23 protein-coding genes are annotated in these 22,584 nt (G+C 51.5%); 4 read left to right on the forward strand and 19 right to left on the reverse strand.

What is annotated here, in order from left to right; translation table 11 throughout:
* Nucleotides 1–38: 38 nt before the first annotated feature.
* The 13 genes from ABFD83_08510 to ABFD83_08570 form a co-directional block, all read right to left on the reverse strand.
* On the reverse strand, nt 39–1,655 hold the full coding sequence (locus tag ABFD83_08510) for an NADH-ubiquinone oxidoreductase-F iron-sulfur binding region domain-containing protein (GenBank protein ID MEN6357109.1): 1,617 nt from the start codon (nt 1,653–1,655) through the stop codon (nt 39–41).
* A complete protein-coding gene (nuoE, locus tag ABFD83_08515; GenBank protein ID MEN6357110.1) occupies nt 1,656–2,150 on the reverse strand; it encodes an NADH-quinone oxidoreductase subunit NuoE in 495 nt (164 codons plus the stop codon). It lies immediately after the preceding gene.
* Between the two features lie 322 nt (nt 2,151–2,472).
* Nucleotides 2,473–4,260 (reverse strand): NADH-dependent [FeFe] hydrogenase, group A6, encoded by a 1,788-nt coding sequence (locus ABFD83_08520; protein ID MEN6357111.1) that lies wholly within the window; start codon nt 4,258–4,260, stop codon nt 2,473–2,475.
* Between the two features lie 139 nt (nt 4,261–4,399).
* On the reverse strand, nt 4,400–7,444 hold the full coding sequence (gene nuoF, locus ABFD83_08525) for an NADH-quinone oxidoreductase subunit NuoF (GenBank protein ID MEN6357112.1): 3,045 nt from the start codon (nt 7,442–7,444) through the stop codon (nt 4,400–4,402).
* A gap of 3 nt (nt 7,445–7,447) precedes the next feature.
* The gene (locus ABFD83_08530; protein ID MEN6357113.1) at nt 7,448–7,972 is read right to left on the reverse strand and encodes an NAD(P)H-dependent oxidoreductase subunit E; all 525 of its coding nucleotides are present in this window, start codon (nt 7,970–7,972) and stop codon (nt 7,448–7,450) included.
* Between the two features lie 97 nt (nt 7,973–8,069).
* Nucleotides 8,070–8,429 (reverse strand): (2Fe-2S) ferredoxin domain-containing protein, encoded by a 360-nt coding sequence (locus ABFD83_08535; protein ID MEN6357114.1) that lies wholly within the window; start codon nt 8,427–8,429, stop codon nt 8,070–8,072.
* A gap of 158 nt (nt 8,430–8,587) precedes the next feature.
* Nucleotides 8,588–8,950 carry a hypothetical protein gene (locus ABFD83_08540; protein ID MEN6357115.1) on the reverse strand — a complete coding sequence of 121 codons (363 nt, stop codon included), beginning with the start codon at nt 8,948–8,950 and terminating at the stop codon, nt 8,588–8,590.
* Between the two features lie 87 nt (nt 8,951–9,037).
* Nucleotides 9,038–9,580 (reverse strand): ATP-binding protein, encoded by a 543-nt coding sequence (locus ABFD83_08545; GenBank protein ID MEN6357116.1) that lies wholly within the window; start codon nt 9,578–9,580, stop codon nt 9,038–9,040.
* Nucleotides 9,573–10,352 carry a PHP domain-containing protein gene (locus ABFD83_08550; protein MEN6357117.1) on the reverse strand — a complete coding sequence of 260 codons (780 nt, stop codon included), beginning with the start codon at nt 10,350–10,352 and terminating at the stop codon, nt 9,573–9,575. The genes ABFD83_08545 and ABFD83_08550 overlap by 8 nt, the downstream gene beginning before the upstream one ends.
* A gap of 1 nt (nt 10,353) precedes the next feature.
* Entirely contained in the window at nt 10,354–10,692 is a 339-nt protein-coding gene (locus ABFD83_08555) for a serine kinase (protein ID MEN6357118.1), read from the reverse strand.
* Nucleotides 10,643–12,067 (reverse strand): [Fe-Fe] hydrogenase large subunit C-terminal domain-containing protein, encoded by a 1,425-nt coding sequence (locus ABFD83_08560; protein MEN6357119.1) that lies wholly within the window; start codon nt 12,065–12,067, stop codon nt 10,643–10,645. Before ABFD83_08560 ends, ABFD83_08555 begins: the two co-directional genes overlap by 50 nt.
* Nucleotides 12,060–12,473 (reverse strand): ATP-binding protein, encoded by a 414-nt coding sequence (locus ABFD83_08565; GenBank protein ID MEN6357120.1) that lies wholly within the window; start codon nt 12,471–12,473, stop codon nt 12,060–12,062. The genes ABFD83_08560 and ABFD83_08565 overlap by 8 nt, the downstream gene beginning before the upstream one ends.
* A gap of 59 nt (nt 12,474–12,532) precedes the next feature.
* Nucleotides 12,533–12,883: a hypothetical protein gene (locus tag ABFD83_08570; protein ID MEN6357121.1), complete on the reverse strand. Its 351-nt coding sequence runs from the start codon at nt 12,881–12,883 to the stop codon at nt 12,533–12,535.
* Nucleotides 12,884–13,350: 467 nt separating this feature from the next.
* On the opposite strand from ABFD83_08570, the gene ABFD83_08575 reads away from it, so the two are divergent.
* Entirely contained in the window at nt 13,351–13,971 is a 621-nt protein-coding gene (locus ABFD83_08575) for a hypothetical protein (GenBank protein MEN6357122.1), read from the forward strand.
* Between the two features lie 44 nt (nt 13,972–14,015).
* On the opposite strand, the gene ABFD83_08580 is transcribed toward ABFD83_08575, so the two are convergent.
* Nucleotides 14,016–14,756 carry a DUF1559 domain-containing protein gene (locus ABFD83_08580; GenBank protein ID MEN6357123.1) on the reverse strand — a complete coding sequence of 247 codons (741 nt, stop codon included), beginning with the start codon at nt 14,754–14,756 and terminating at the stop codon, nt 14,016–14,018.
* Nucleotides 14,757–15,257: 501 nt separating this feature from the next.
* Nucleotides 15,258–15,941, reverse strand: coding sequence for a prepilin-type N-terminal cleavage/methylation domain-containing protein (locus ABFD83_08585; protein MEN6357124.1), 684 nt, complete (start codon nt 15,939–15,941; stop codon nt 15,258–15,260).
* A 233-nt stretch (nt 15,942–16,174) separates the two neighbouring features.
* On the opposite strand from ABFD83_08585, the gene ABFD83_08590 reads away from it, so the two are divergent.
* Nucleotides 16,175–16,381 (forward strand): hypothetical protein, encoded by a 207-nt coding sequence (locus ABFD83_08590; GenBank protein ID MEN6357125.1) that lies wholly within the window; start codon nt 16,175–16,177, stop codon nt 16,379–16,381.
* A gap of 92 nt (nt 16,382–16,473) precedes the next feature.
* Here ABFD83_08590 and ABFD83_08595 read toward each other — a convergent pair whose 3' ends face one another.
* From ABFD83_08595 to ABFD83_08605, 3 genes are all read right to left on the reverse strand, one after another.
* Nucleotides 16,474–17,943, reverse strand: a complete 1,470-nt coding sequence (locus tag ABFD83_08595) for a Do family serine endopeptidase (GenBank protein ID MEN6357126.1) — start codon at nt 17,941–17,943, stop codon at nt 16,474–16,476.
* Nucleotides 17,944–18,101: 158 nt separating this feature from the next.
* Nucleotides 18,102–18,644 (reverse strand): zf-HC2 domain-containing protein, encoded by a 543-nt coding sequence (locus tag ABFD83_08600; protein ID MEN6357127.1) that lies wholly within the window; start codon nt 18,642–18,644, stop codon nt 18,102–18,104.
* Nucleotides 18,645–18,659: 15 nt separating this feature from the next.
* Nucleotides 18,660–19,241 (reverse strand): sigma-70 family RNA polymerase sigma factor, encoded by a 582-nt coding sequence (locus ABFD83_08605; protein MEN6357128.1) that lies wholly within the window; start codon nt 19,239–19,241, stop codon nt 18,660–18,662.
* 359 nt (nt 19,242–19,600) lie between these two features.
* Here ABFD83_08605 and ABFD83_08610 point away from each other — a divergent pair, with 359 nt between their 5' ends.
* Nucleotides 19,601–20,482: an NlpC/P60 family protein gene (locus ABFD83_08610; GenBank protein MEN6357129.1), complete on the forward strand. Its 882-nt coding sequence runs from the start codon at nt 19,601–19,603 to the stop codon at nt 20,480–20,482.
* A 29-nt stretch (nt 20,483–20,511) separates the two neighbouring features.
* Here ABFD83_08610 and ABFD83_08615 read toward each other — a convergent pair whose 3' ends face one another.
* Complete coding sequence (locus tag ABFD83_08615) at nt 20,512–20,835, reverse strand: hypothetical protein (protein ID MEN6357130.1); 324 nt, start codon at nt 20,833–20,835, stop codon at nt 20,512–20,514.
* Nucleotides 20,836–21,366: 531 nt separating this feature from the next.
* On the opposite strand from ABFD83_08615, the gene tyrS reads away from it, so the two are divergent.
* Entirely contained in the window at nt 21,367–22,584 is a 1,218-nt protein-coding gene (tyrS, locus tag ABFD83_08620; protein MEN6357131.1) for a tyrosine--tRNA ligase, read from the forward strand.

Genomic DNA, 22,584 nt, shown 5'->3' on the forward strand with positions numbered 1-22,584 from the left:
CCGGCCCTCTCCCCCAGGAGAGGGAGTTTGGGCACTGGTTACTTTACCTCCTCAAGAACTCTGTCCATCGCACAAGTACCTGTCGGACATTCTTTGTCTTTAACGTGAGACAGGTATTCATCTACGAAAAGAGGCAGGCTGCTCTTGAACGCAACTGCCGCAAACTGCCCAAGGCCGCACTTTGACGACGCAGCCATGGTATCGCCCAGCGATTCGAGCAGTCTTAGATCGTCCTCGCTGCCCGCGCCGGATGTCCACCAGTTCAGGATTTCCAGGATACGTTTTGTCCCCTCGCGACACGGCACGCACTGCCCGCAGCTCTCGTGATAGAAAAACTCGGCGACATTTTGCATAAGGTCTACAATACATCTGCTCTCATCGAGCACTATCAGCGCTCCCGCGCCCGGCGCAAGGTCCTCCGTGCACAGACGCCTATCCAGGGCATCCTCACCGACCACCACGCCGCTCGGCCCACCCATCAGGCACGCCTTAAAGCGTTTGCCGCTCTTGATTCCGCCTGCCATATTGTAAATGACCTCGCGCAGAGTGACCCCGAATGGAACTTCATACACGCCCGGATAAAGCACATCACCGCAGGGTGAGAATATCTTTGTGCCTTTGGTCTTATCTGTCCCGAGGCCGCAATACCAGTTGGCTCCGCTCGCAATTATATGCGGGACGGCTGCCAGGGTCTCGACGTTGTTAATGACAGTCGGACTGCCCATAAGGCCGTATGTCGGTGGGAAGGGCGGCTTCATACGAGACTCGCCGCGCTTGCCTTCCAGGGACTCCAGCAGAGCTGTCTCCTCGCCGCAAATATAGGCTCCAGCACCCTTGAAAATTTTAATATCGAAATCGAACCCTGAGCCGAATATGTTCTTGCCAAGGATTCCCATAACGCGCGCATCGGCAATGGCCTTTTCGGTATGAGATACAGACTGTTGATACTCGCCCCTGATATATATGTAACCCTCACTTGCGCCGACTGCATAGCCCGAGATGATCATACCCTCGATCACCTGATGCGGGTCGCCCTCAAGGATAAGCCGATCCTTGAAGTTGCCCGGCTCGCCCTCGTCCGCATTACATACAACGGCCTTGTGCTTTCCACCGGCCTTTGCAGTGAACTCCCACTTGAGTCCCGTCGGGAAGCCTGCTCCACCGCGACCCTTAAGCTGGGAAGCCTTGACATGGGCGATCACATCTGCCGGTTTCATCTGCGTTAAAGCTTTGGCCATGCCGTCATAGCCGCCGTGCGCGATATATTCGTCGATGCTGGTCGGGTCGATCACACCCACATTCTTGAGGATCACCCTCACCTCACCTGCGCGCGGTTTGGCCTTGCCGTCTACCACGGCAGCCGACGGACCCGTATATACCAGGCGCTTCACCTGCCTGCCCTTCAGCAGATGCTCTTCGACGAGTTCGGGGATATCCCCAGCAGTGACATTCGCATAAGTCACGCCCTCTGGATATATCACCAGCGCCGGACCGGCTCCGGTCAGACCCAGATCGCCCGTCTCGACTACTTTAATCTCTTTATCCAGACCCTTTTTCTTGATCTCGTCGACCAGCGCGGACTTTATGCCCATAGCGCCCTTAAGGACTGCAGGCGTGCCCGTATCCACTAAAACATGTGCTCTGTAGAATGACATTTACCTGCCCTCCTTTGCCGCAATCGGTGCATACCTGGCCAAAATCCCCGGCACCATCTCGGGTGTAAGGTTGCCGTAGACGTCGTCATTGACCATCATAGCGGGCGCGACACCACATAAGCCCATGCAACTCACAGTCTCGAAAGTAAAAATGCCGTCATCCGTGGTCTCTCCCGGCTTTATACCGAGTTCTGCGGTGACGGCATCTCGAATCTGCTTACTGCCTTCGATATGGCATGGCGGCGAGTCGCACAGGCGCACGATGTGCTTGCCGTGCGGCTTGGTGTAGAACAGGCTGTAGAAAGTGGCGACGCCGTGGACATCACCGACGGTCACATCCAGCCTCTCGGCCACTGTCTCCATCACCTCAGGCGAGAGGTAGCCCAGCTCGTCCTGAAGCTCATGGAGCAGTGGGATCAAATTACGTTTGTCGCTGTCGTATTTTTCGATAATCTCTACGATCAGCGAATTGCATCCACACGAATCACAACCCACAGTTTTCCTCCGAAATATTTAGTATTGATTATCTTTGATTTATTATTTTGCTGCTCGCCTTCGGTCCTCAACGTTGGGGGAGCAGAAGGATAATTTTGAATTATGAATTATTAAGTCTACTCTTGGTATATCAAGACTTCAGCCTCGGCACCTACCTGCGCCTCTGATTTCTGGACTAAAGAGGCTGTCTCAAATCCCGGACCATCCAGTCACGGAAGAGCTAAGGGGCGGCGATTCTGAAATCGCCACCCAGATTCTCATCAACGATCAGACGATACACGATCATACGATCAGACAATCCGCGATTAAACCACAACTACTTCTATGCCTTGACCTTTTCAACGTCATCCACAAGCACATCCGTCGGCCAGATAGAGCGTGGCGTGTACTTCGTATGAAGCAGTTGGTGTGACTTATGACCTAAAGGTTCACCCAGGAACTCTTTGTATAGCGCCATGACGGCTGGGTTCTCGTGACTCTTGCGCACGGGCAGGCCCTCGTCCTCGCGATATATAGCCTCGATTCGCTTCTGCCTGATCTCATCGGTTGTCGGGATAGGCTGGCCGCCTCCACCGATACACCCGCCGGGGCAGCACATGATCTCTATGAAGTGATAGTCCGCTTTGCCCTCCATGATCAGGTCCATCAGTTTGCGGGCATTGGATAGTCCGCTGGCTACAGCAACCTTTACATCGAGTGTGCCTTTACCCTCTGCACATACAAGCGGGACCGTGGCTTCCTTTACTCCTTCGAGTCCTCGAACAGCCGTAAGGTTTACGTCCTTAAGGGTTTCGCCTGTGACCACTTCGTAGACCGTGCGCAGAGCAGCTTCCATAACGCCGCCTGTCGCTCCAAAGATGACTGCCGCGCCCGTGGAGATACCAAGAGGCTCATCGAATGCTTCGTCAGGCAGGTTAGGGAAGTCCACACCCATCTCGCGCATCATCTGGGCGGCTTCTCGGGTCGTGAGGACCGCATCCACATCGGGAATACCCTCCACGCTGCACATCTCCTCACGCCCCGCCTCCAGCTTTTTGGCAGTGCAGGGCATAATCGAGACGCAATACATGTTCTCGGGTTTGACGCCGATCTTGTCGGCATAATATGTCTTGGCCAAAGCGCCGAACATCTGCTGCGGGCTCTTGCAACTGCTCAGATGCGGCAAAAGCTCAGGATAGAAGTGCTCAATGAAGTTGATCCAGCCCGGTGAGCAGGATGTGATCATCGGGAGCGTGCCGCCTGTTTTGAGGCGCTGGAGCAGTTCGTTGCCCTCTTCGAGTATCGTAAGGTCTGCGGTGAAGTCAGTATCGAAGACCTTGTCGAAGCCGAGCCGTCGCAGTCCCGCGACCATCTTCTTGGTCACCAGGCTTCCGGCGGGCATTCCGAACTCCTCGCCTATCGCGGCACGAACGGCGGGTGCGGTCTGCACAACCACATACTTATCGGGATCGTTAATTGCATCCCAGACTTGTTCCTTGTGACTCTTCTCGCGAAGTGCGCCGACCGGACATATGCTGATACACTGCCCACAGGCCACGCACGCCACATCGCCCAGGTTCTTCTTGGCTGCGGGAGCGATTATGGTCTCAAAACCCCGGTCGACCGGGAAGAGCTGGCCGACACTCTGCACTTCATTGCACACAGTCACACACCTGCGGCAGAGAATGCACTTGCTTGAATCGCGGACAATGCTCGGCGAACTGGTATCTACCAGCACAGGCGGCATCTCCCCTGCAAAGCGGTTTTCCTGTATCCCGAGGCGCTTGGCAAGAGCCTGAAGCTCGCAGTTGAGGCTGCGGACACAAGTCAGGCACTCCTGTCTGTGCGCCGAAAGCATCAGTTCGACCACTGTCCTGCGGGCGTCATGCACGCGCTTTGTATTGGTATGCACGACCATGCCGTCTGCCACGGGAAATGCACAGCTTGCCTGCAAAGCGCGTCCACCCTCGATCTCGACCAGGCACACCCGGCACGCGCCAAGAGCCTTATGGCCATCCATATGGCAGAGTGTCGGAATATATATCCCTGCTGCGCGCGCGGCGTCGAGCGCCGTGCTGCCCTTGGGGACTTCTACTTTTATGTTATCAACGGTTACTTTGATCATATCCATAGTTTTACCTCGTCAGTTCAGATCGTCGGGGATTTGAATCCCCGACGCACGTTCCCGGGACTTTAGTCCCTGAACCTGCTATCTGCTTCACTTTTAACGTAACAACCCTAGGGATTCAAATCCCGGACCATCGTATGCTCTACGTTCCTGCGTCGCACCTCAAACATCTGGCGGCTTCGCGAAGCGCCTGTTCTCTAGTAAATCCGAGATCGACCTCGGTCATGCCCACACGCTTTTCGACTGCGAGCATGTTGCAGCACACGCGCGGGGTCTCGACTATATCGTCCACGTCCTCGGGAGCTTTCGGAATCTCGATATCCTCGGCATCCGACGCAAGCTCGCCGTAACCGCCGAGATAGCGGTCGATGGAGATTGCGGCTTTGATGCCATCACCGATAGCGCCGATAACCGTCCATGGACCCTTCACAACATCACCGCCGGCAAACACGCCGTCGAGGTTTGTCTTCATTGTGGACTCTTCGATCTGGACAGTGCCGCCCCTACGTGTCTTGAGGTCTTCGCCTGCGAATTTGACGTCAGGCTCCTGGCTGATTGCGGTGATGACCGTATCGACCGGAAGATCGAATATTGCTCCATCGATAGGCTTGGGAGCGCGGCGACCGGACTTATCGAAATCCGCAAGCTCCAGCATCTGGCACTTGAGAGTCTTGACCTTGCCGCCCTCTCCGACAGCCTCTACAGGCAGCGATAGATACTTGATCTCGATACCCTCCACCTCAGCTTCGTGAATCTCTTCCTCTGCAGCAGGCATGTCGTCACGGAGCCTGCGGTAGACAATCGTCACCTTCTTTGCTCCAAGACGGTGGGCAGTGCGCGCAGCATCAATAGCGGCGTTTCCACCGCCGACCACCGCGACCCTCTCGCCGACCTTTATGGTGTCCCTGCCCAGGTTAACATCATTGAGGAATGTAATCGAGTCATAGATGCCGCTCAGGTCCTCACCGGGAATGCCGAGTGTCCAACCCTTGTCGGCTCCGACTGCTATAAAGACGGCAGCGTAATCCTTCTTGATCTTCTCGAACGGTATGTCCTTGCCTACTCGAGTGTTGAGCTTAATCTCCACGCCAAGTTGCTTGATCATATCGATTTCGCCCGCAAGGACTTCACGCGGAAGCCGATATGGCGGGATGCAGCTTGCAAGCATGCCGCCTGCAACCGGGTCAGCCTCAAAAACTGTCGGTAGATGACCCATTCGTGCGAGGTGGTAAGCTGCCGTCAGACCCGCCGGTCCGCCGCCGATGACAGCGATTTTCTTACCGGCAACCCTGGATAATCTCTTCGATGGAAGAGGCAGATTGCCGTTTTCAGCAGAGTCGGCTGCAAACCGCTTGAGCGCTCGAATCGAGAGAGGCTCGTCTATCTGAGCGCGCCTGCACTTGTCCTCACACGGCGCGTTGCATACACGCCCACAGACTGACGTAAATGGGTTCTTGTCTCGAATCAGACGTAAAGCATCTGTGAACCTGCGAGCGCCAACTAATGCGACATACTGCGGGACATGTGTGCCTGCCGGGCATGTATGCGAGCACGGCGCATCAAAGAGCGAGTTGCATACACACGCTGGGCAGCGCTTGTCTTTGATGTGGGCCTCATACTCGTGGCGGAAATAACGAATGGTCGAGAGGACCGGGTTCGGAGCTGTCTGACCAAGGCCGCAGAGAGCGGAGTCTCTGATCTGTGTGCCAAGGTCTATCAGCAGTTCGATGTCGCCCTCCTGGCCGAGACCATGGCAGATGCGGTTCAAGATTTCAAGCATTCGCTTGGTCCCGATTCGGCATGGCGTGCATTTGCCGCAGCTCTCGTCCTTGATAAAATCGAGAAAATAGCGGGCGAGGTCTACCATGCAGGTGTTCTCGTCCATGATGATAAGGCCGCCCGACCCCATCATCGCGCCGAGTTCTTTGAGCGAATCGTAATCCATCGAAACATTAAGATGCTCTTTAGGAATACACCCGCCCGAAGGTCCGCCCGCCTGCGCGGCTTTGAACTTCTTGCCGTTGCGCACGCCGCCGCCGATATCAAAGATGATATCGCCTAAGGTGGTCCCCATCGGAACCTCGACAAGGCCTGAGTTATTAATAGCGCCTGCCAGCGCGAATACTTTAGTTCCCTTGCTGCCCTCTGTGCCAATTGCGGAGAAGGCGTCAGCTCCATTCTGGATAATCCAGGTGATGTTGGCGTAGCTCTCTACGTTATTAAGGAGCGTCGGGCACTCCCAGAGACCGGATATCGCAGGGAATGGTGGCCGGGGTCTTGGTTCACCGCGCTTGCCCTCGATACTGGCCATAAGGGCTGTCTCCTCACCGCAGACGAACGCCCCCGCGCCGATTCTGATATCCAGGTCGAATCCGAAACCGGTACCCATGATATTCTTTGAAAGGAACCCCCACTCACGAGCCTGATTGATTGCTGTCTGAAGCCTCTCGATAGCCAGAGGATACTCGGCTCGAACGTAAACATAACCCTGGTTTGAGCCGACCGCATAACCGGCAATGGTCATCGCCTCAATGACCGAGTGCGGGTCACCCTCCAGGACGCTGCGGTCCATAAATGCGCCTGGGTCGCCCTCATCGGCATTACACAGCACATATTTCTGATCGCCGGTTGCCTTGGCGGTAAACTCCCACTTGAGGCCGGTCGGGAAGCCGCCGCCGCCGCGTCCGCGCAGACCGGACTTTTTTACTTCGGCGACAACCTGCTCGGGAGTCATCTCACCGAGGACCTTCGCGAGAGCCGAATAGCCGTTGCGGGCGATGTATTCCTCGATGTTACCTGGGTCGATAATGCCACAGTTGCGCAGAACGATCTTGAGCTGTCTCTTAAAGAAGGGCACATCCTTCATCATTGGCGAAACGGCTTCGCCATCGCCCTCTTTGTGCATAAAATCTTCGACAGGACGGCCTTTGAGCAGATGCTCTTCAACTATTCGTTTGGCGCCCTCGGGAGTAAGTTTTTCATAAAAAGTGCCGTCGGGTAAAATTGCTGCGACCGGACCAAGGTTGCATGATCCCATACAGCCGGTCATAACGAGCTTGACTTCATCTGCAAGGCCGTGGCTCTCGATCTCGCGGCGCATAGCCTCGGCTACCTCTTGGCAACCGCAGGAAACACATCCCGCGCCCGCACAGACCAGCACATGAGTCCTAAAAAGCTTATCAGCCATCTGCTAGCTCCCCCTGTACTTCTTAATGATCTCCGGAATCTTGTCCACCTTGACGCGGCGGTAGATATCCGGGCCTACGGTAACAACCGGCGCGAGGCCGCAAGCCCCTACGCATCGGTTCACTTCGAGGGAGAACTCCCTGTCCTCGGTGGTATTGTTGACCCCTATGCCGAGTTCGTGCTCAAACTTCTCGAGGACTTGCTTTCCGCCGCGGACATAGCATGCCGTGCCCAGGCACACACGGATTGTGTGCTTGCCGCGCGGAACTGTCGTAAAGAATGAATAGAAACTGAGCACACCGTGCACCTCGCTCAAAGGCACATCCAGGCCCTTCGCGATCTTTGCCTGGGCCTTCTCCGGCAGCCATCCAAAGAGCTCCTGGGCAGCGTGCAGGGTCTGGATCAGCGGACCCTTCACCTCTTTGTGTTTGGCTATGATCTTATCCAGTTCTTCGTAAAGCCTGGCCTCTTCCTCTTGGGCGGCTTTGGCCTTGGCTTCACATTCACAAGTATGAGTAGACAACTTCACTTTACCTCCTATCGGGCTTCTGAAGCCCCCTCAGAGCGTTCATACACCCAAATCCGTCTATGTGCGTTATGCGTCTTAGCGTCCCCGCGTCATGCATTTAACTGCTGGTCACGACCCAGTCACCGATGATGCTGCCGTTGACCAGATGCTGGGCTACAATCTGCTTGGCCTTTTCGGAATCGATGTAGCCGTAGGTCACGGATTTGCCGTCTTTGATCACATCAACAGTCGGCTCCTGCTCACAAAGGCCCTTACAGCCGGTCTGGGTGACCGAGACATCGGATATACCGCGTTTATCGAGCTCATCGAGAATGGCGGTCATCACTTCGCGCGCACCGGCGGCTATTCCGCATGTGCCCATTGCAACAACTACCTTTGCCGAAAACTTGCCCTCGCGCAGTTTCATCTGCTCAAGAGCCTTCTCACGCACTTTCTTGAGATCTTCGAGTGTTTTCATTGTCTGTCTAGCACCCCCGATTTCGATTTAGTATTTTAGATTTGGTATTGATTATTCCACGGAACATGATGGGCGGGGGTATTCTTGCCCCCGACCTCTCTTCTCGGGCATTATTGCCCGTAGAGATTTAGTATTAGAAATTTTGTATTGATTATTTATCAGTCATACTCATAGAAACCGGCCACGCGACCTGACTTCTTATCATATGCAACACATACGGTTGCCGGTTTTGTCCTAATGCCCAACATGTGATATTGACAGTCCAACTTACCGCTGCGTGGAACAACCCCATTCGGGCGATAAAATGTCCACAACGGCTTTTTTCCCGGCTTTAACTGCTCTTCCGTGTATAGCCACAGCTTCATTTGTATCTGTTTGCGAGTTGTGCATTGCCATGTGTCACGCGGAGCGGTTACCATCACTCCAAGGAAACAAAGCAAGTCCCGATAAGCATAGACACCACAGCCCACAATCAGCATAACCAAGATCAGGATTATTCGTTTGCCTATACGCTTGTTCAAAGCAGATTCCTCGACTTCGCTCGGAATGACAGAGCGATACGTATTGCCTGACTCATAACCCGCAACTCATAACCCAGAACTCACAACTCATAACTCATAACCCGCAACATTCTCTTTCACATACTGCGATATCCATCTGAGCACCGGGCCTTCGTTTATCGGCACACCGTCCAGTCGAGATTTGATCTCCTGCGTATCGAGAACAAAAACTTTGTCATTCATACTCTGTGCGTATTTCAGATGAAGATCAGGATTAACTGCGACTATGCTCACTATAGTCGATGCGATATCTCCTAATGGCGCGCGGTCTATGTGACTGAGCTTAAATGTCGCCTCTATCTTGGTGCCTACGCCCGGAACAGAGTCTATCGATAGACTGCCGTCGCAAGCGGTCGCCGCTTCCTCAAACATCGGGATACCCAGCCCCACCCTGCGCGTTGTGCGGGTAGTAGTGAACGGGTCGCGCACCCTCGCGACAAAATCTGCGTCCATCCCCCTGCCGTTGTCCTTGAGCGAGATAGTGAGTTTATCAGCCTTTGTGTCAGCCAAAACTTCTATATAGAGCCTGGTCGCGCCCGCTGCAATCGAGTTTTGAGCCAGGTCGAGTATGTGCATGGAAAGCTCACGCATTCTCCACTCTCCTGCCGAACTCACTCCTGCACGCCATCTTTATCTCGCCCACGTTCCGATGCTCCAAATGAAAAATCGTCCGACGCTGGCCTATCGCGGCGAGCCAGTGCGAATCAGAGTTTTGAATGATCGGCTTGTCACCTACACTGGGAAAAGCGCATCGCGCCTGATCCGGTGCCATGTTTACGCTGATCTCAAACGCATCGAAATCCGGCGAATCAGGGATCATCGCAAGGACATCGATCATACCGGTTGATTGCCTGTCAATGTGCGATGGGATCATTATCCCGCCAATATCTCTCACACGCTCATAAACCTCGTCTATGTCCATCGTGGTCGGCAGAGCGATATGCCTGTCGCAATACCTGATAAACTCGCCCTCCGAATCGACCACAAACTGCTCCTGCGTATGCTTGTATGTGCCGGTCATGCTCACCAGGCTCCCGTATACCGACTCCTGCATCGCCTCTGCCTGCGACACTTGGTCAAACAGACAGAGCAAGTGAACACCCTCAACAGACTGCACTTCCAGACCAGGCAGGACCCGTATTCCACTTCCTGCGGCTGCATCAATCACTGCCTTGGTGTTTTCACAAGAGTTGTGATCTGCAATGCCGATTATGTCCAGTCTGGCCGTCTTGGCCGCCTCTATAATAAGCGGCGGTATCATCTCCAGCTCACCGCACGGCGAGAGCAGAGTGTGTATATGCAGATCGGCCTGATATGCCGTTATGTGTTTTGAGTTATGAGTTGTGTGTTGGGCACTGCGCACATCAGCAACTCCGTATACCCATCTCGTTGAGCTTGCCCACCAGTTCGTAGAGCGACATATCCGTTGTATATAAAGCAACGTTTTCCACTTTTGCTTTTGTCACTGTGTTTGGCTCGGGGTCGATGCCACCTGCGATCACAACTCCCGCCAGGTTAAGCATTACGGCAACCCCAATTATGTTGATATGCTTCTGATTGGTCACCCAGATGGCGCCGTTTCTTGCCTTTGCAAGCACGTCACTGAGCAGATCCGACGCGTAACCTGAGGTCACCTCAATATCCGCATCGATTTCATTTATTGGTGTCAGGTTCAGCTTTTGCGCTATGTTCGCCAATAGCATTCTCTATTTCCGCCTTCTTTTCTACATGCCCCATCGCGGGCGGGGCTTTTTCGGCCAGTTCCATCATCTCTACAGCCAACTGTCGGACTTTCTCCCTAAGCTTGAAAATGCAGTCCATTTCATTTGCAAGCCCCCGGACTACGTCCTCGGCAAGAGCGCGGCAGTTCGGAGCGCCGCAGCTTCCGCAGTCCAGGCCCGGCAGGTCTTCGACTATTTTCTCCATCTGCTCCATCTTGCGGATAGCCGTAGCCATGTCATCATCGAGCTTAAGTGTCGGCCTCGGCTCTATAGGCTTATCGTGACGGAACCAGTCCTCGTTTTCGAGAGCCTCGCAAGCAATTTTGTCGCGAAGGACTCCGTCGAGTCTGTCCGCGCTTTCGGTTGCAAGAATTCTTACCCGCCGCCGAGTGATAAACGAGTTCTCGACCGTTAGCACACCTCCGACGCATCCGCCTACACAAGCTTGAGCTTCGATATAGTCGATATCGGAGAGCTTGCCGCGTTCGACATCCTCAAGAATCTGGATCACGCTGTGGATGCCGTCCACAGCAATCTGGCGTGAGCCTCCGATAGATTGGTTCTCCCCGCCGGAGCGCGCCCATCCCAGTCCAAGCCCGCTACCAGGTTTAGAATCAGCGACTATCCGGTCCAGTTCCTCGGGGCAATGATTGATCTTCTCCCGAATGAGCGGGTAAACTTCGGCAATTGGAATAGCGCCGGATATGGTGTTCTCCCCGGTACCCGCGGGTTCGTTGATGGCGCTGACCTTGCCCGGGCATGGACTGATGAACCAGACACCTACGTCTTTAAGATCAAGACTCGTCTTTTCGGCAACCTGGTTTCGCGCAATATTGGCTGCAGCCCGCATGGGTGACAACACCGGCAAAATATGCTCGATCAGGTTCGGAAACCTCACCTGGACCAGCCGAACAACTGCCGGGCATGCCGATGATATGAACGGTCTGATCTCGCTCGGCGCACTGATCGCCTCGCGAATTTTTTTGCCTACAAGGTCAGCAGCAAAAGCCACATCTACAACATGATCAAAGCCGATCGATAGCAGAGCGGCCATAACGAGCCGCGGATCAATTCCTTCGCGAAGCTGCCCATAGATCGCGGGAGCCGGCAGCGCCACGTTATATTTGTAGCCATTTAGCTCATTGAGCGTATCGGCTACGACTATCTTCGCCTGGTTCGGGCAGATTCGCACACATTCGCCGCAGTCTATGCAGCGGGCCTCTATGATGTGAGCCTTGCCGTCACGCACACGGATAGCCTCGGTCGGGCACCGCTTGATGCAGTTCACACACCCTTTGCACTTGTCCTCCATCAGATGGACGGAGTGAAAATACTGCTGATTATCGACCTTAAGCATTGTCAAATACCATGCGCACCGTTGTGCCTACGCCTCTGCGCGATGTGATCTCCATCTGCGACGAGCAGTTTTTCATATTAGGTAGCCCCATACCCGCTCCGAAACCCATCTCCCTGACATAATCGGGAGCCGTCGAAAAACCGGGAGTCATCGCCATTTCGATGTCTTCGATTCCGGGACCTTCATCCTCCACAACGATCATGACTTGATTGATATCCGCATCCAGGGTAACAAACGCGTGGTGAGCGTGGATCACGACGTTCATCTCAGCTTCGTAGCAGGCAACCGCGACTCTGCGGACAACAGCGGAATCCGAGCCAATCTGCTGGAGGATCTTCTTGACCTTGCTGGAAGCATCCCCCGCCTTATTGAAATCGCCTCCCTGTACTTCAAAAACAAAGTGCAGGGAGGTTGTATTATTAATAGCGTTATGGTCCATAGCCATTTGGTTGGATGATTAGACTATCAAACTCTCATACTGTCCGACTCTTCACGCTCCCGGCAGCCTTCAAGCCCGGCCTTATACAATTTGCCGCAGCTTTCATATAATGGGTGCGGTGAGAGAATAAGCACAAGTCCTAGAGATTGGGCCATACGAACAGTATGCTCGTCGGGCCTCTTGTCTCTGACAAAAACTATGCCTTTAAGATCGAGCATTTCCGCGGTCCTGATCACCTGGGGATTGGTGAGTCCTGTCAAGAGCACCGAACCCGAGCGAGTGAATGCAAGCACATCACTCATCAGATCACATCCACAAGCGCTGGAAACCGTCTCCTGCGCTCTGTCCATACCGCAAATAATCGTCCCATCAAGCATCTCGCTAATCTGCATCAGTGAAAATATGTTACTGCTGTGCTCCATTGAATGCCCGCACCACGTTTACGACGAGGCAACACCTCGTGATATTTTTCACAATGGACCTCTAAAGCAAAACAAGGCCTCATTCCAATTATATGCAACGCGCTCAGCAATGTCAACCAATTCTTCGCATTATGGTGTTTTATTTCACTGCTGATTCCGCTGGCGTCGATTCGGTACCTTTTGTTACATATTTAACAGTTGATAAAATAATACTGAGCGTGAGCTATTATTTGAAATGTGACATGGTGGATACAGCAATCATAATCGACATTCAAGCAATGCAAAAAGCAAATTATCGGCCCGAGACTGATGGTTTATTTGTTAGTTCTCTTTCAGTAAACACTGTTTTGGGGGACATTTCGTATTTATGCCTGAGATTGGAAGGAATACGGGCCTAGATTAGTAAAGTGGTATATACTACAATGAATGACATGAATAACAACAACGCTCCCGAAACGGAGCAGCAAACCAATATCGAATCCGAAGCTGTCCCGGTCGGAATTGCGCGTATCAGAGACGAGTGGCGCGCCCATGGCCTGACAGAGAAACCCGCAGCCAGCCCAGACGAGGAGCCGGAGCCGATCATTTTTTCTGAAGTGGACGGAGGAGCCGGCGTAGGAGACTATACGCTTGAATGTGATGTGATTATGAACCGCCTCGCGCTGTCGCATGAGGCTATGGACAGGCTCATCTCAAGCGGGGAGATCGACTCGATCCTGGTTCAGGGGCAAGACGGCAAGCCAAAACGCATGCTCAGCGAGTCTTCCGTAAAACGTTTTGAGAAGGACTCGGCAATAGACCCGCAGGCGCTCACGCGCGCGGCAAAGGCTATGGCTGACGCTACGCTGGTGGAATCTGTGCAGGAACTGACCGCTGAGATCGATGAACTACGAAACACACAGGGCAAAGTACTGCAGCAGATGAAGGACATTTTGCTCCTGGAGGTGCGGAACCTCAAAGAGCAGGAACGCGACCTCACCTCGTTTGTGTATGAACTGGCTCAAGAAGTTAGAAATGCTATAGGCAAGAAGCAGAAAAAATAATGGCCGGGATTTTTTGATATCCCGGCCAACGGATAGAATGTTAATTATTTTGGCTTAGGTATGGTGTGCTTCTGATAGGCCGGATTGGGCGCCCAGTTGGCTCTCTCACTCATCAACTGTTTCTTATCGCCGTACTTCACATGGCCATCAGCATATGCAACATTTGTCCCTTTGTTGTGAACATCACCTGGAATATCTCCATTATACTCGCAGTAGCTATCATTCATTGAACCAGCATCTTCTTGCATAAGAAGCATAATTTTTGATGAACGACCTGCTGTAGCGGGCTCAAGCTTCATAGTACCTCTTGGATCATCTCCACCCAATTCAGGCGGAACCGCACCGGGAAGTGTGCCGATATCTTTATTCATAGAGTAAGATATGTTTGAAATACTACCGCGGGTGCCATTTGCCGCTGTTCCAGGCTCAACACTTTTCCTTTTGTCGGAAGGGCACTTATATACTTTTGTATTGCGGACATATTGGAAAAGTCCACCCTTTGTTACATCTACATCAAGCCTTCCGGCATTAGACGCCGCGAGATTAACACCTTGAAAATCATATAGGGTAGGATATAGGAATGGATAATGAATAGGTGACCCCCCATTGTTATCTTGCACATACTGCTGGATGCCCAGTGCCATCTGCTTCAAGTTGTTCAGACATTGAGTCTGTCTTCCCTTCTCTTTTGCGCTTGAAAGAACGGGAAAGAGTATTGCCGCCAAGATAGCGATGATGGCAATAACCACCAGCAACTCAATTAGTGTGAACCCTCTTCTCTTCATTGAAATCAACCCCCTGCATAAATGATGCGCCCGCCACTTTTGTTACTATTAACTATGCCTGCACAGCATACCGGATTATTTGTATCTGTCTTTGAAAACAAGTAAAATTCTCTACTTGTAATTATAGGCTATGATCGGCAGCATTCCAATGGATAAAATTTATATTTCATAAATCGATCAACGGCATTATAAATCATGCTGCAGCGTATTTGGTCTACAGATATTAATAATACATCGTTTGACAGGATATCCTATATAGAATTATTGCGCAGGGTTAGCTGATTGTCAATAAGACTAAAGCACTATTTTGCGAACATTGGACTTTGCGAATATTAATGATGAGCTTTCAGTCAGAACCTCTATATTTATCATCGACTCACTTTGCCAATAACTAAAACTGCCAAAAATATCAATAGTAAAAGAGGAATTGATTGCAGATACTGCTCACAAAAAATCCCTCCGAACATACATTTCGGAGGGAGTGCATTGCAATAGTTTAATCTAGAAGCCAGGGTTGGGTTTCCAAATGCAGTTTGCCGCACCAGCTTTGCCTTTGTCAATTTCCGACTGCACGTATTTCTCATTTTCAAACGATACATGACCATCCACCCAGCCAATGTTTGCTCCACCAGTATGTACCGTGCTGAAATTATCAGACCCGGCAGGGTCAGCCCACACACAATAACTGTCATTATTGTTTGTCTCTTGGACAAGCATTACGAGTTTTGAGGTACGGCCTGCTGACTCAGGATCAAGCTTTCTAAGTGTTGACGCGCTGCCATTATAATAACTGGCGAGCGAAGCGTTCATTGAATAGGACACGGGATATTTGCCGATACTGCATGACCTACTATCTGATGGGCATCTATATATGGCAGTGTTTCTTACATAGCGATAGATAGACCCTGCCGCAGGATCCCATGTGTTTGGTTGTCCACATACTCTCACCCCTGCCCAATCGTGTGTATTCTGTAAACCATCAGGATAGCAAAACGGCATAATACCATTATTGTCATCACAGTAAGACCGCACACTCATGACTAACTGCTTCATATTACTGCAACACTGAGTCTGTCTTGCTTTCTCCTTAGCATTTGAAATGACAGGAAACAATATCGCAGCCAGTATTGCGATGATGGCAATAACGACCAGCAGCTCAATCAGCGTGAACCCTTTTTCTCTCATAACAATCAACTCCTTGCAAAAATACCGCAGAAACCACTCATCAGCTTGCTGAATGCCTACTACACTGACTAGATTGCACTCATCTATTGTATTATGACCCAGTTGTGTATGATTGTCAATGATACATATGCACAATTCATGTTATTCGCGGTTCCTCGCACATCACTCACAGGTTTCATACATCGGTGACAGGGTATACATATTATGTGCAGATTTAAGTGAGGCGAGTTACAATGGTAGATAGGGAACCATCGCCGGAAGGCTATATGCATAGGTGTACATACTGCGGCAAACCGATTCTCGAAGATGAATTGGTATTAGCTGTTCCAGAAGAAGGATCAGAAGCGATATCGTTTTGCAGCCAAGAGTGCGCAGACACGTATTTATCATTACACAGGGAGAGCGAAGAGGAAGATATATTCAGAGCCGGTGCAACATAGAGCTGACCCGAGAAAGGGCTCGCCCTGCCTGACCACAAGCCCCGCAGCCGATTGACTGCGGGGCTTTACTCTGTTTACCTGCGGCTATGCGCTTAATCCATCGTCATTTCAATTATGACACTGCGTTCTCCGCGCTGCACTACGACTATCGACGTGTCACCATTCTTGAGCTTGCTTACTGCTTTTGCGAATGACGCAACGCTGGTGATGGGAGTATCATCGATCTCCGTGATAACATCCTTGACAGCAAAGCCTGCGCGCTCGGCGGGTGTGCCCGGCTCCACTTTACGAACCACAACTCCCTGAATATCCTTGTCAACACCGATTGAAGACGCAATCTCGGGGGTCAGCGGCTGGACAGTAAGGCCTGTCTTGACCGAATCTTCATCGGAGGTCGATGCGCCATCCAATTTGTCTGGGACTTCACCGACCTTCACGGTCAGTGTCTTCTCGGCTTTTTCGCGGATCACAGTCACCTTAACACTTGTATTGGGCGCTATAGTCTCGACTGCATGCCTTAGCTCTGCCGCATTATTGGTCCGCTTGCCGTTCACGCTTGTTATTACATCTTTTACCTTGATGCCGCCCTTGGCTGCGGGAGAATCACTCTGGATATCCTCAACAAGCACGCCGTCTTTTGCCCCAAGCTTTTCGGATAGTGTGGAAGTAAGGTCTTTCATACTGACTCCCAGGTATCCTCTGACCACTTTGCCCTTTTCGATAAGTTGAGCCATAACAAACTTCGCGGTATTGGCCGGAATCGCGAAACCAATACCGACATTGCCGCCCGATGTGGAATAAATAGCGCCATTGATTCCCATCACCTTGCCGTCGAGATCGACCAATGGACCGCCGGAGTTGCCCGGATTGATTGAGGCATCAGTCTGGATTATCTCAGGATACGGCAGATCCTCCTGTGAATTGGCTCCCTCAACTTCTTTGCGGATAGCGCTCACAACACCCACAGTCATAGTGTTTCTTAGTTTGAACGGGGCACCCATAGCAACCGCCCACTGGCCCACTTTTACCTTATCCGAATCTGCAAACTGTGCAGCGGGAAGGTCTTTTGCGTCAATCTTAACAAGAGCCAGGTCAGTTCGGGGGTCGAGAAACACTTTGCCCTTGAACTCACGCCCATCCAGGAGTTTGACGGTGACTCTGTCCGCATCAGCCACAACATGGCTGTTGGTTAGAATATAGCCGTCAGAACGAACAATTATTCCCGAACCGCTGGCTATCTGAGTCTGTTTCTGAGTCTCCTGGGACTGCCGTGGTATACTGAACGGGCTTAAGTTGAATAAATTATCAAAGCCCGCAAATGGATCACGCACTTCGACAGTCTTTTCTCTTGTGATATAAACGACACTTGGGCCGACTTTATCGGCAACATCTTCGAAAGCAGTGCGCCAGTCCGACATAGCCGCATCTTTTGTCGCGGCAATAGCCGGTGCGGATGAGTGATGATAATAATTTGCTGCAAGTGAAAAACCGAGCGCAACGCTCAGAACGCACACAACCAAAATGTTAGGTTGTTTCAGCGCTTTACTAAACGCCGTTCGCATATCTTGTCGATCCTCCTGTTCGAGTAGTAATTTATCTTACGACCGATTTGACGTGAGACTGGCCTTAGTGGTTCCGTTTTAGTTTAATAGTAGAAAGTAGAAAGCTGAAAGTAGAGTCCTCATAGGGCTTTCCACTTTCAGCTTTCCACTGAATCAGCTTATCTTACGTTGATGCTTGCCAATTGGAGATTTGAATGCGTAAGCTCACCGACGTTATCCCTGACCTTAAGCGGCTGAGGCTGGTCAGTCAGGATGTATGAGTCTGCGGATATATTCGGGGAATATTTGATATCGGACGAATACGAGCCGTATTGCGACATAGCCATTTGCTGACCGGGCTGAGTGCGCACGCCATCAACCCCACCGGCAGACATTATCACAAGGGCAAAACCCGACACAGCCAGAGCGGCCGCAACCGGACTTAGTTTCCGGTGCAGGAGATGAACCGCACAGTTGAGTATTTTCTGATATCGCGGCACTTCGACGGCATCCAGATTTGTCATTATTGAAGCGGCAAAATCCGCTCTGGGCTTAACGGCATCGAGCCTGAAGAGCATCTGTTTCACCAGTCTTATCGATTCATATTCTTCGGCGCAATCCGCGCAATCGCCCAGATGTCTTCTGATCTCGAGCATTTCCACACCTGTAAGCTCACCATCTACATAAGCGGACATTAAACTCACTACTCGTCTGCAATTCATAGCCTGCCACCTACCTTACACAAACTGACCAGCATACACTTTTAACTTGTTTCTCAATAACCGTCTGCCCCTGTGCAATCGCGACCTGACAGTGCCGATATTAGTATCGGTAACCTCCGCGATCTCTTCATAGGACAAACCCTCGATATCGGCATAAATCACCGTCAGGCGAAATACCTCAGGCAAAGTGTCCAGCGCCTCCTGAATACGGCTGTCCATCTCTCTCGATAGAACAGTCTCCTCAGGTCCGCATGCCTTGTCCGCGATATCCATCGCCACCTCGCCCTCGGCAGTCGCCACCGGCTGGTCCAGTGACCGGATCATCGCCTTGGGCTTCCGGCGAAGCTTGTCTATAAACACGTTGGACATTATCTTATATAGCCAGCTATCAAAAGGAAGTTCCCGTCGATATTGCCCAAAAAACCTGAATGCCCTAATAAACGCATCCTGAACCAGGTCCTCCGCGTCCGCATGATTGCCGGCCATTCTGTATGCTATGTTGTACGCCTGCTTATGATAACGTTCGACAAGCGCGTCAAACTCTCTCCTGTCATCGCTCCGAGCCACGTCGGAAACGGTATCAGCAAGTTCAACCAAAGCGGCCTCCACCTTTCTTCCTTTACTAAAATACGCTAGGCAGCGAGCACGAGTTCCCGGTTATACCCGGTCAAATTACCTGTTTTTCAGATGAATTTCGCGCTAACCCTAACCTCGCATTGCCCAATACACCATCATTATACTAAGGTATGCCGCGCGTTACAAGTCTGAGTCAGGTCGATACTGTGTCGAAAAAAGTTATCACTTTGGGTTTAAAATACTTGACAGGCTACTTGTAACTTCGTTAAAATTACGCGGATGGAATTGGGCGTTCTAGTTATGCGAGCGCCTTCGAACGCGTGCAGTCGGAGCAGACGAAAGTAGTGCACCGGCAATCAACATCGAAGGGACGTGATGTATTGACGGAAAAAAGGCTAAGCAGCGTCTTACTCGCAATTATATTTGTATTTACATCGACCGCAGCTTTTGCAGGCTCGATCTCATATAAAGTCAAGAATGGCGATACTCTATGGGCTATCGCAAAAAGATATCACACCAGCCCAAGTAAAATAGCCGCAGCTAATGGTGTCGGTGAGAATGCAACACTCTCACTCGGCAAGAACATTAAAATTCCTTCAAAAGCCAATGTTCCTCAAGTCAAACAAAAAGCGGCAGTGAAACCGGCATACGGTTACGCGATCCACACAAAGAAAGACAACGTCTGCCTGAGAAAAGGACCGGGGACCGGCAGCAATAAGATATCCACACTCTCAGTCGGAACCACAGCCAAATTGCTTGCAACCAGGGGAGCATGGGCTAAGGTTGCTCTTTCGAATGGAACATGCGGGTATGTGCATAGATCACTTATAACAAAAGGCCAAGGTTCTGCATCAACCGCTAACAACAGCAATGTTAGAATGGCATGCGCAAGCCAGGCAAGTGATAATCTGATACAAACCGCATTGGCTTGCCGTGGCTCCAGATACATACGAGGCGGAACAAGCCGTGGCGGTTTTGACTGCTCAGGCTTTACGCGATACGTATTTGCTAAGTATGGCATTTCTCTTCCCCACTCATCAGCCGCGCAGGCCGGATTAGGCACGGCGGTCTCACGCAACAGTCTAAAGTCGGGTGATTTGGTATTTTTCCAGACATACAGGCGTGGAATATCTCATGTGGGCATTTATGTCGGCGGCGGGCAATTCGTGCATGCAGCCACATACGGCAGAGGTGTCAGAGTCGATTCACTTAACTCGGGATACTACTCCAGCAGATTTCGCTGCGCAAGACGCGTAAAATAATCCATCTTTCGAGTTTTTGACTCCGGCGTCTATTTGTATGGGTTTTTGTGTGCCCCGACAAGCAGCGCAATATATGAAGATACGAGAAGCAGCGTAAATACCCCTATATGTAAAGGCGTGCTCCCGTAGTTTCCTACCGCGAGCGCTAAAACGAGCAGAACGAAGTTGGTTATACTTGCTACGATGAAGACAACCGAGTAGAGCCAATACATCAGCTTTCTTGCCGATACCACTTTCAACGATTCCTGCACGTACCGATAATACGAGTGTACGCCCATAACGACGGTCAGCAAAAACACCGAGATAACCCTGAAAACATAAAACCAGTTTGTGCCGCCCATGTTATCATGCACGATACTTTTCTCCATTCGGATGTCTAGGCCATTGTAGCACAGAGCGGGGCAACGGGCAATCAAATGAAGTCAGTAATCGCTGCATTTTTATCGATAAGTGCTGCCATGCCGAGCCGAAGCCGAATTATCCCAAGAATGCCTGTTGCGCCCCACCCGATTATATGAATTTTAGCTGACCAAGAACAGGATTAATCTGCAAATCTTGCACTTACCTATACACAGTTACAAAAGATGGTTTACGGCCAAAGGGTAAGGGCAAAGCGGATTCGCTTGGATGGAATGAGATATGGATCGGGGCGGTGATACTGATGCCGACCGCGCTCGATACGTATCGTTACAAACACCCAGACGTAAAGTGGGCTGTTATGGCGAGCCGATTGAGCAAGCATGATTGCGCCGGCTCTCGACACGCCGTAATTGACGCTCTAAGCGCGCGCGTGTTACGATAAGCAAGAAAGCGTGATATATTCGCCCTCCAGGTAAGATGCCTGGATAGATAGCAATGACTTACAATATGATTGCGGGGATAGTATGCTGACGATTGATGAACAGTTTGATGTGATTAAGCGCGGGACAATTGAGATTGTACCGGAAGAGGGTCTTAAGGCAAAGCTCAAGAAAGCTCAAGGAACCGGCAAGCAACTAAAAATTAAGCTGGGGCTTGACCCGACTGCACCCTATATTCATCTGGGACATGGTGTTGTGCTGCGCAAAATGAGGCAGTTTCAGGACTTCGGACATGAAGTCATCATTATAATAGGCGACTTCACTGCATCTATCGGCGACCCGAGTGGAAAATCAATTACGCGACCGCAGCTCACCGCTGAAGAGATCGCTGAAAACGCCAAGACATACTACGATCAGTACTGCATGATTCTTGACCCAGCCAAGACCAGGGTTGTTTTCAACAGCGAGTGGCTCGGCAAGCTCAGTTTTACGGACGTTATAAAGATCATGTCAAAGGTGACTGTGGCGAGGATTCTCGAAAGAGATGATTTCGAGACGCGACTTGCCGAAGGCCGTCCGATCAGCATGCACGAGCTTCTGTATCCTGTATGCCAGGCATATGATTCCGTGTTTTTGCAATCGGATGTTGAGATAGGTGGGACAGATCAGAAGTTCAATATCCTGATGGGACGCGATCTGCAGACACAGTTTGGTCAGGAAGAACAAGTCGGACTCTTTATGCCGATTCTGCCGGGTCTGGACGGCGTACTCAAGATGTCCAAGTCGCTGGGCAACTATGTGGGAATCACCGAGGAGCCAAAGGATATGTTCGGCAAGCTGATGTCGATACCCGATGATGTTATGCCGAGCTTTTATGAGCTGTGCACTGATGTCCCCCTCGACGAGATCGAGCGGATCAAGAAGAACCTGACGGACGGCTCGATGCACCCGATGGATGCCAAGAAGCGACTCGCACGCGAGATTGTGTCGATTTATCACTCACCCGAAGCGGCTGCACGGGCTCAGGCAGAGTTTGAGCGCGTATTCAGCCAGCATGAGGTTCCAACCGATATGCCGGAGGTCTATGTTACAAGTCTGATGGAAGACGGCAAGGTGTGGATAGTCAAACTTCTTACAGCGGCTAATATGGCTCCATCCAACAGCGAGGCGCGCAGGCTAGTCCAGCAGGGCGGGGTTACGATAGATGGTGAAAAAGTCGCCGGTCCATCGGCTAATGTAGAGGTCAAGGACGACCAGGTGCTGCGCGCAGGCAAGCTCAAATTTGCAAGAATCAAGCTCTAA

Source organism: Armatimonadota bacterium (assembly GCA_039679645.1).
Lineage (GTDB): Bacteria > Armatimonadota > UBA5829 > UBA5829 > UBA5829 > UBA5829.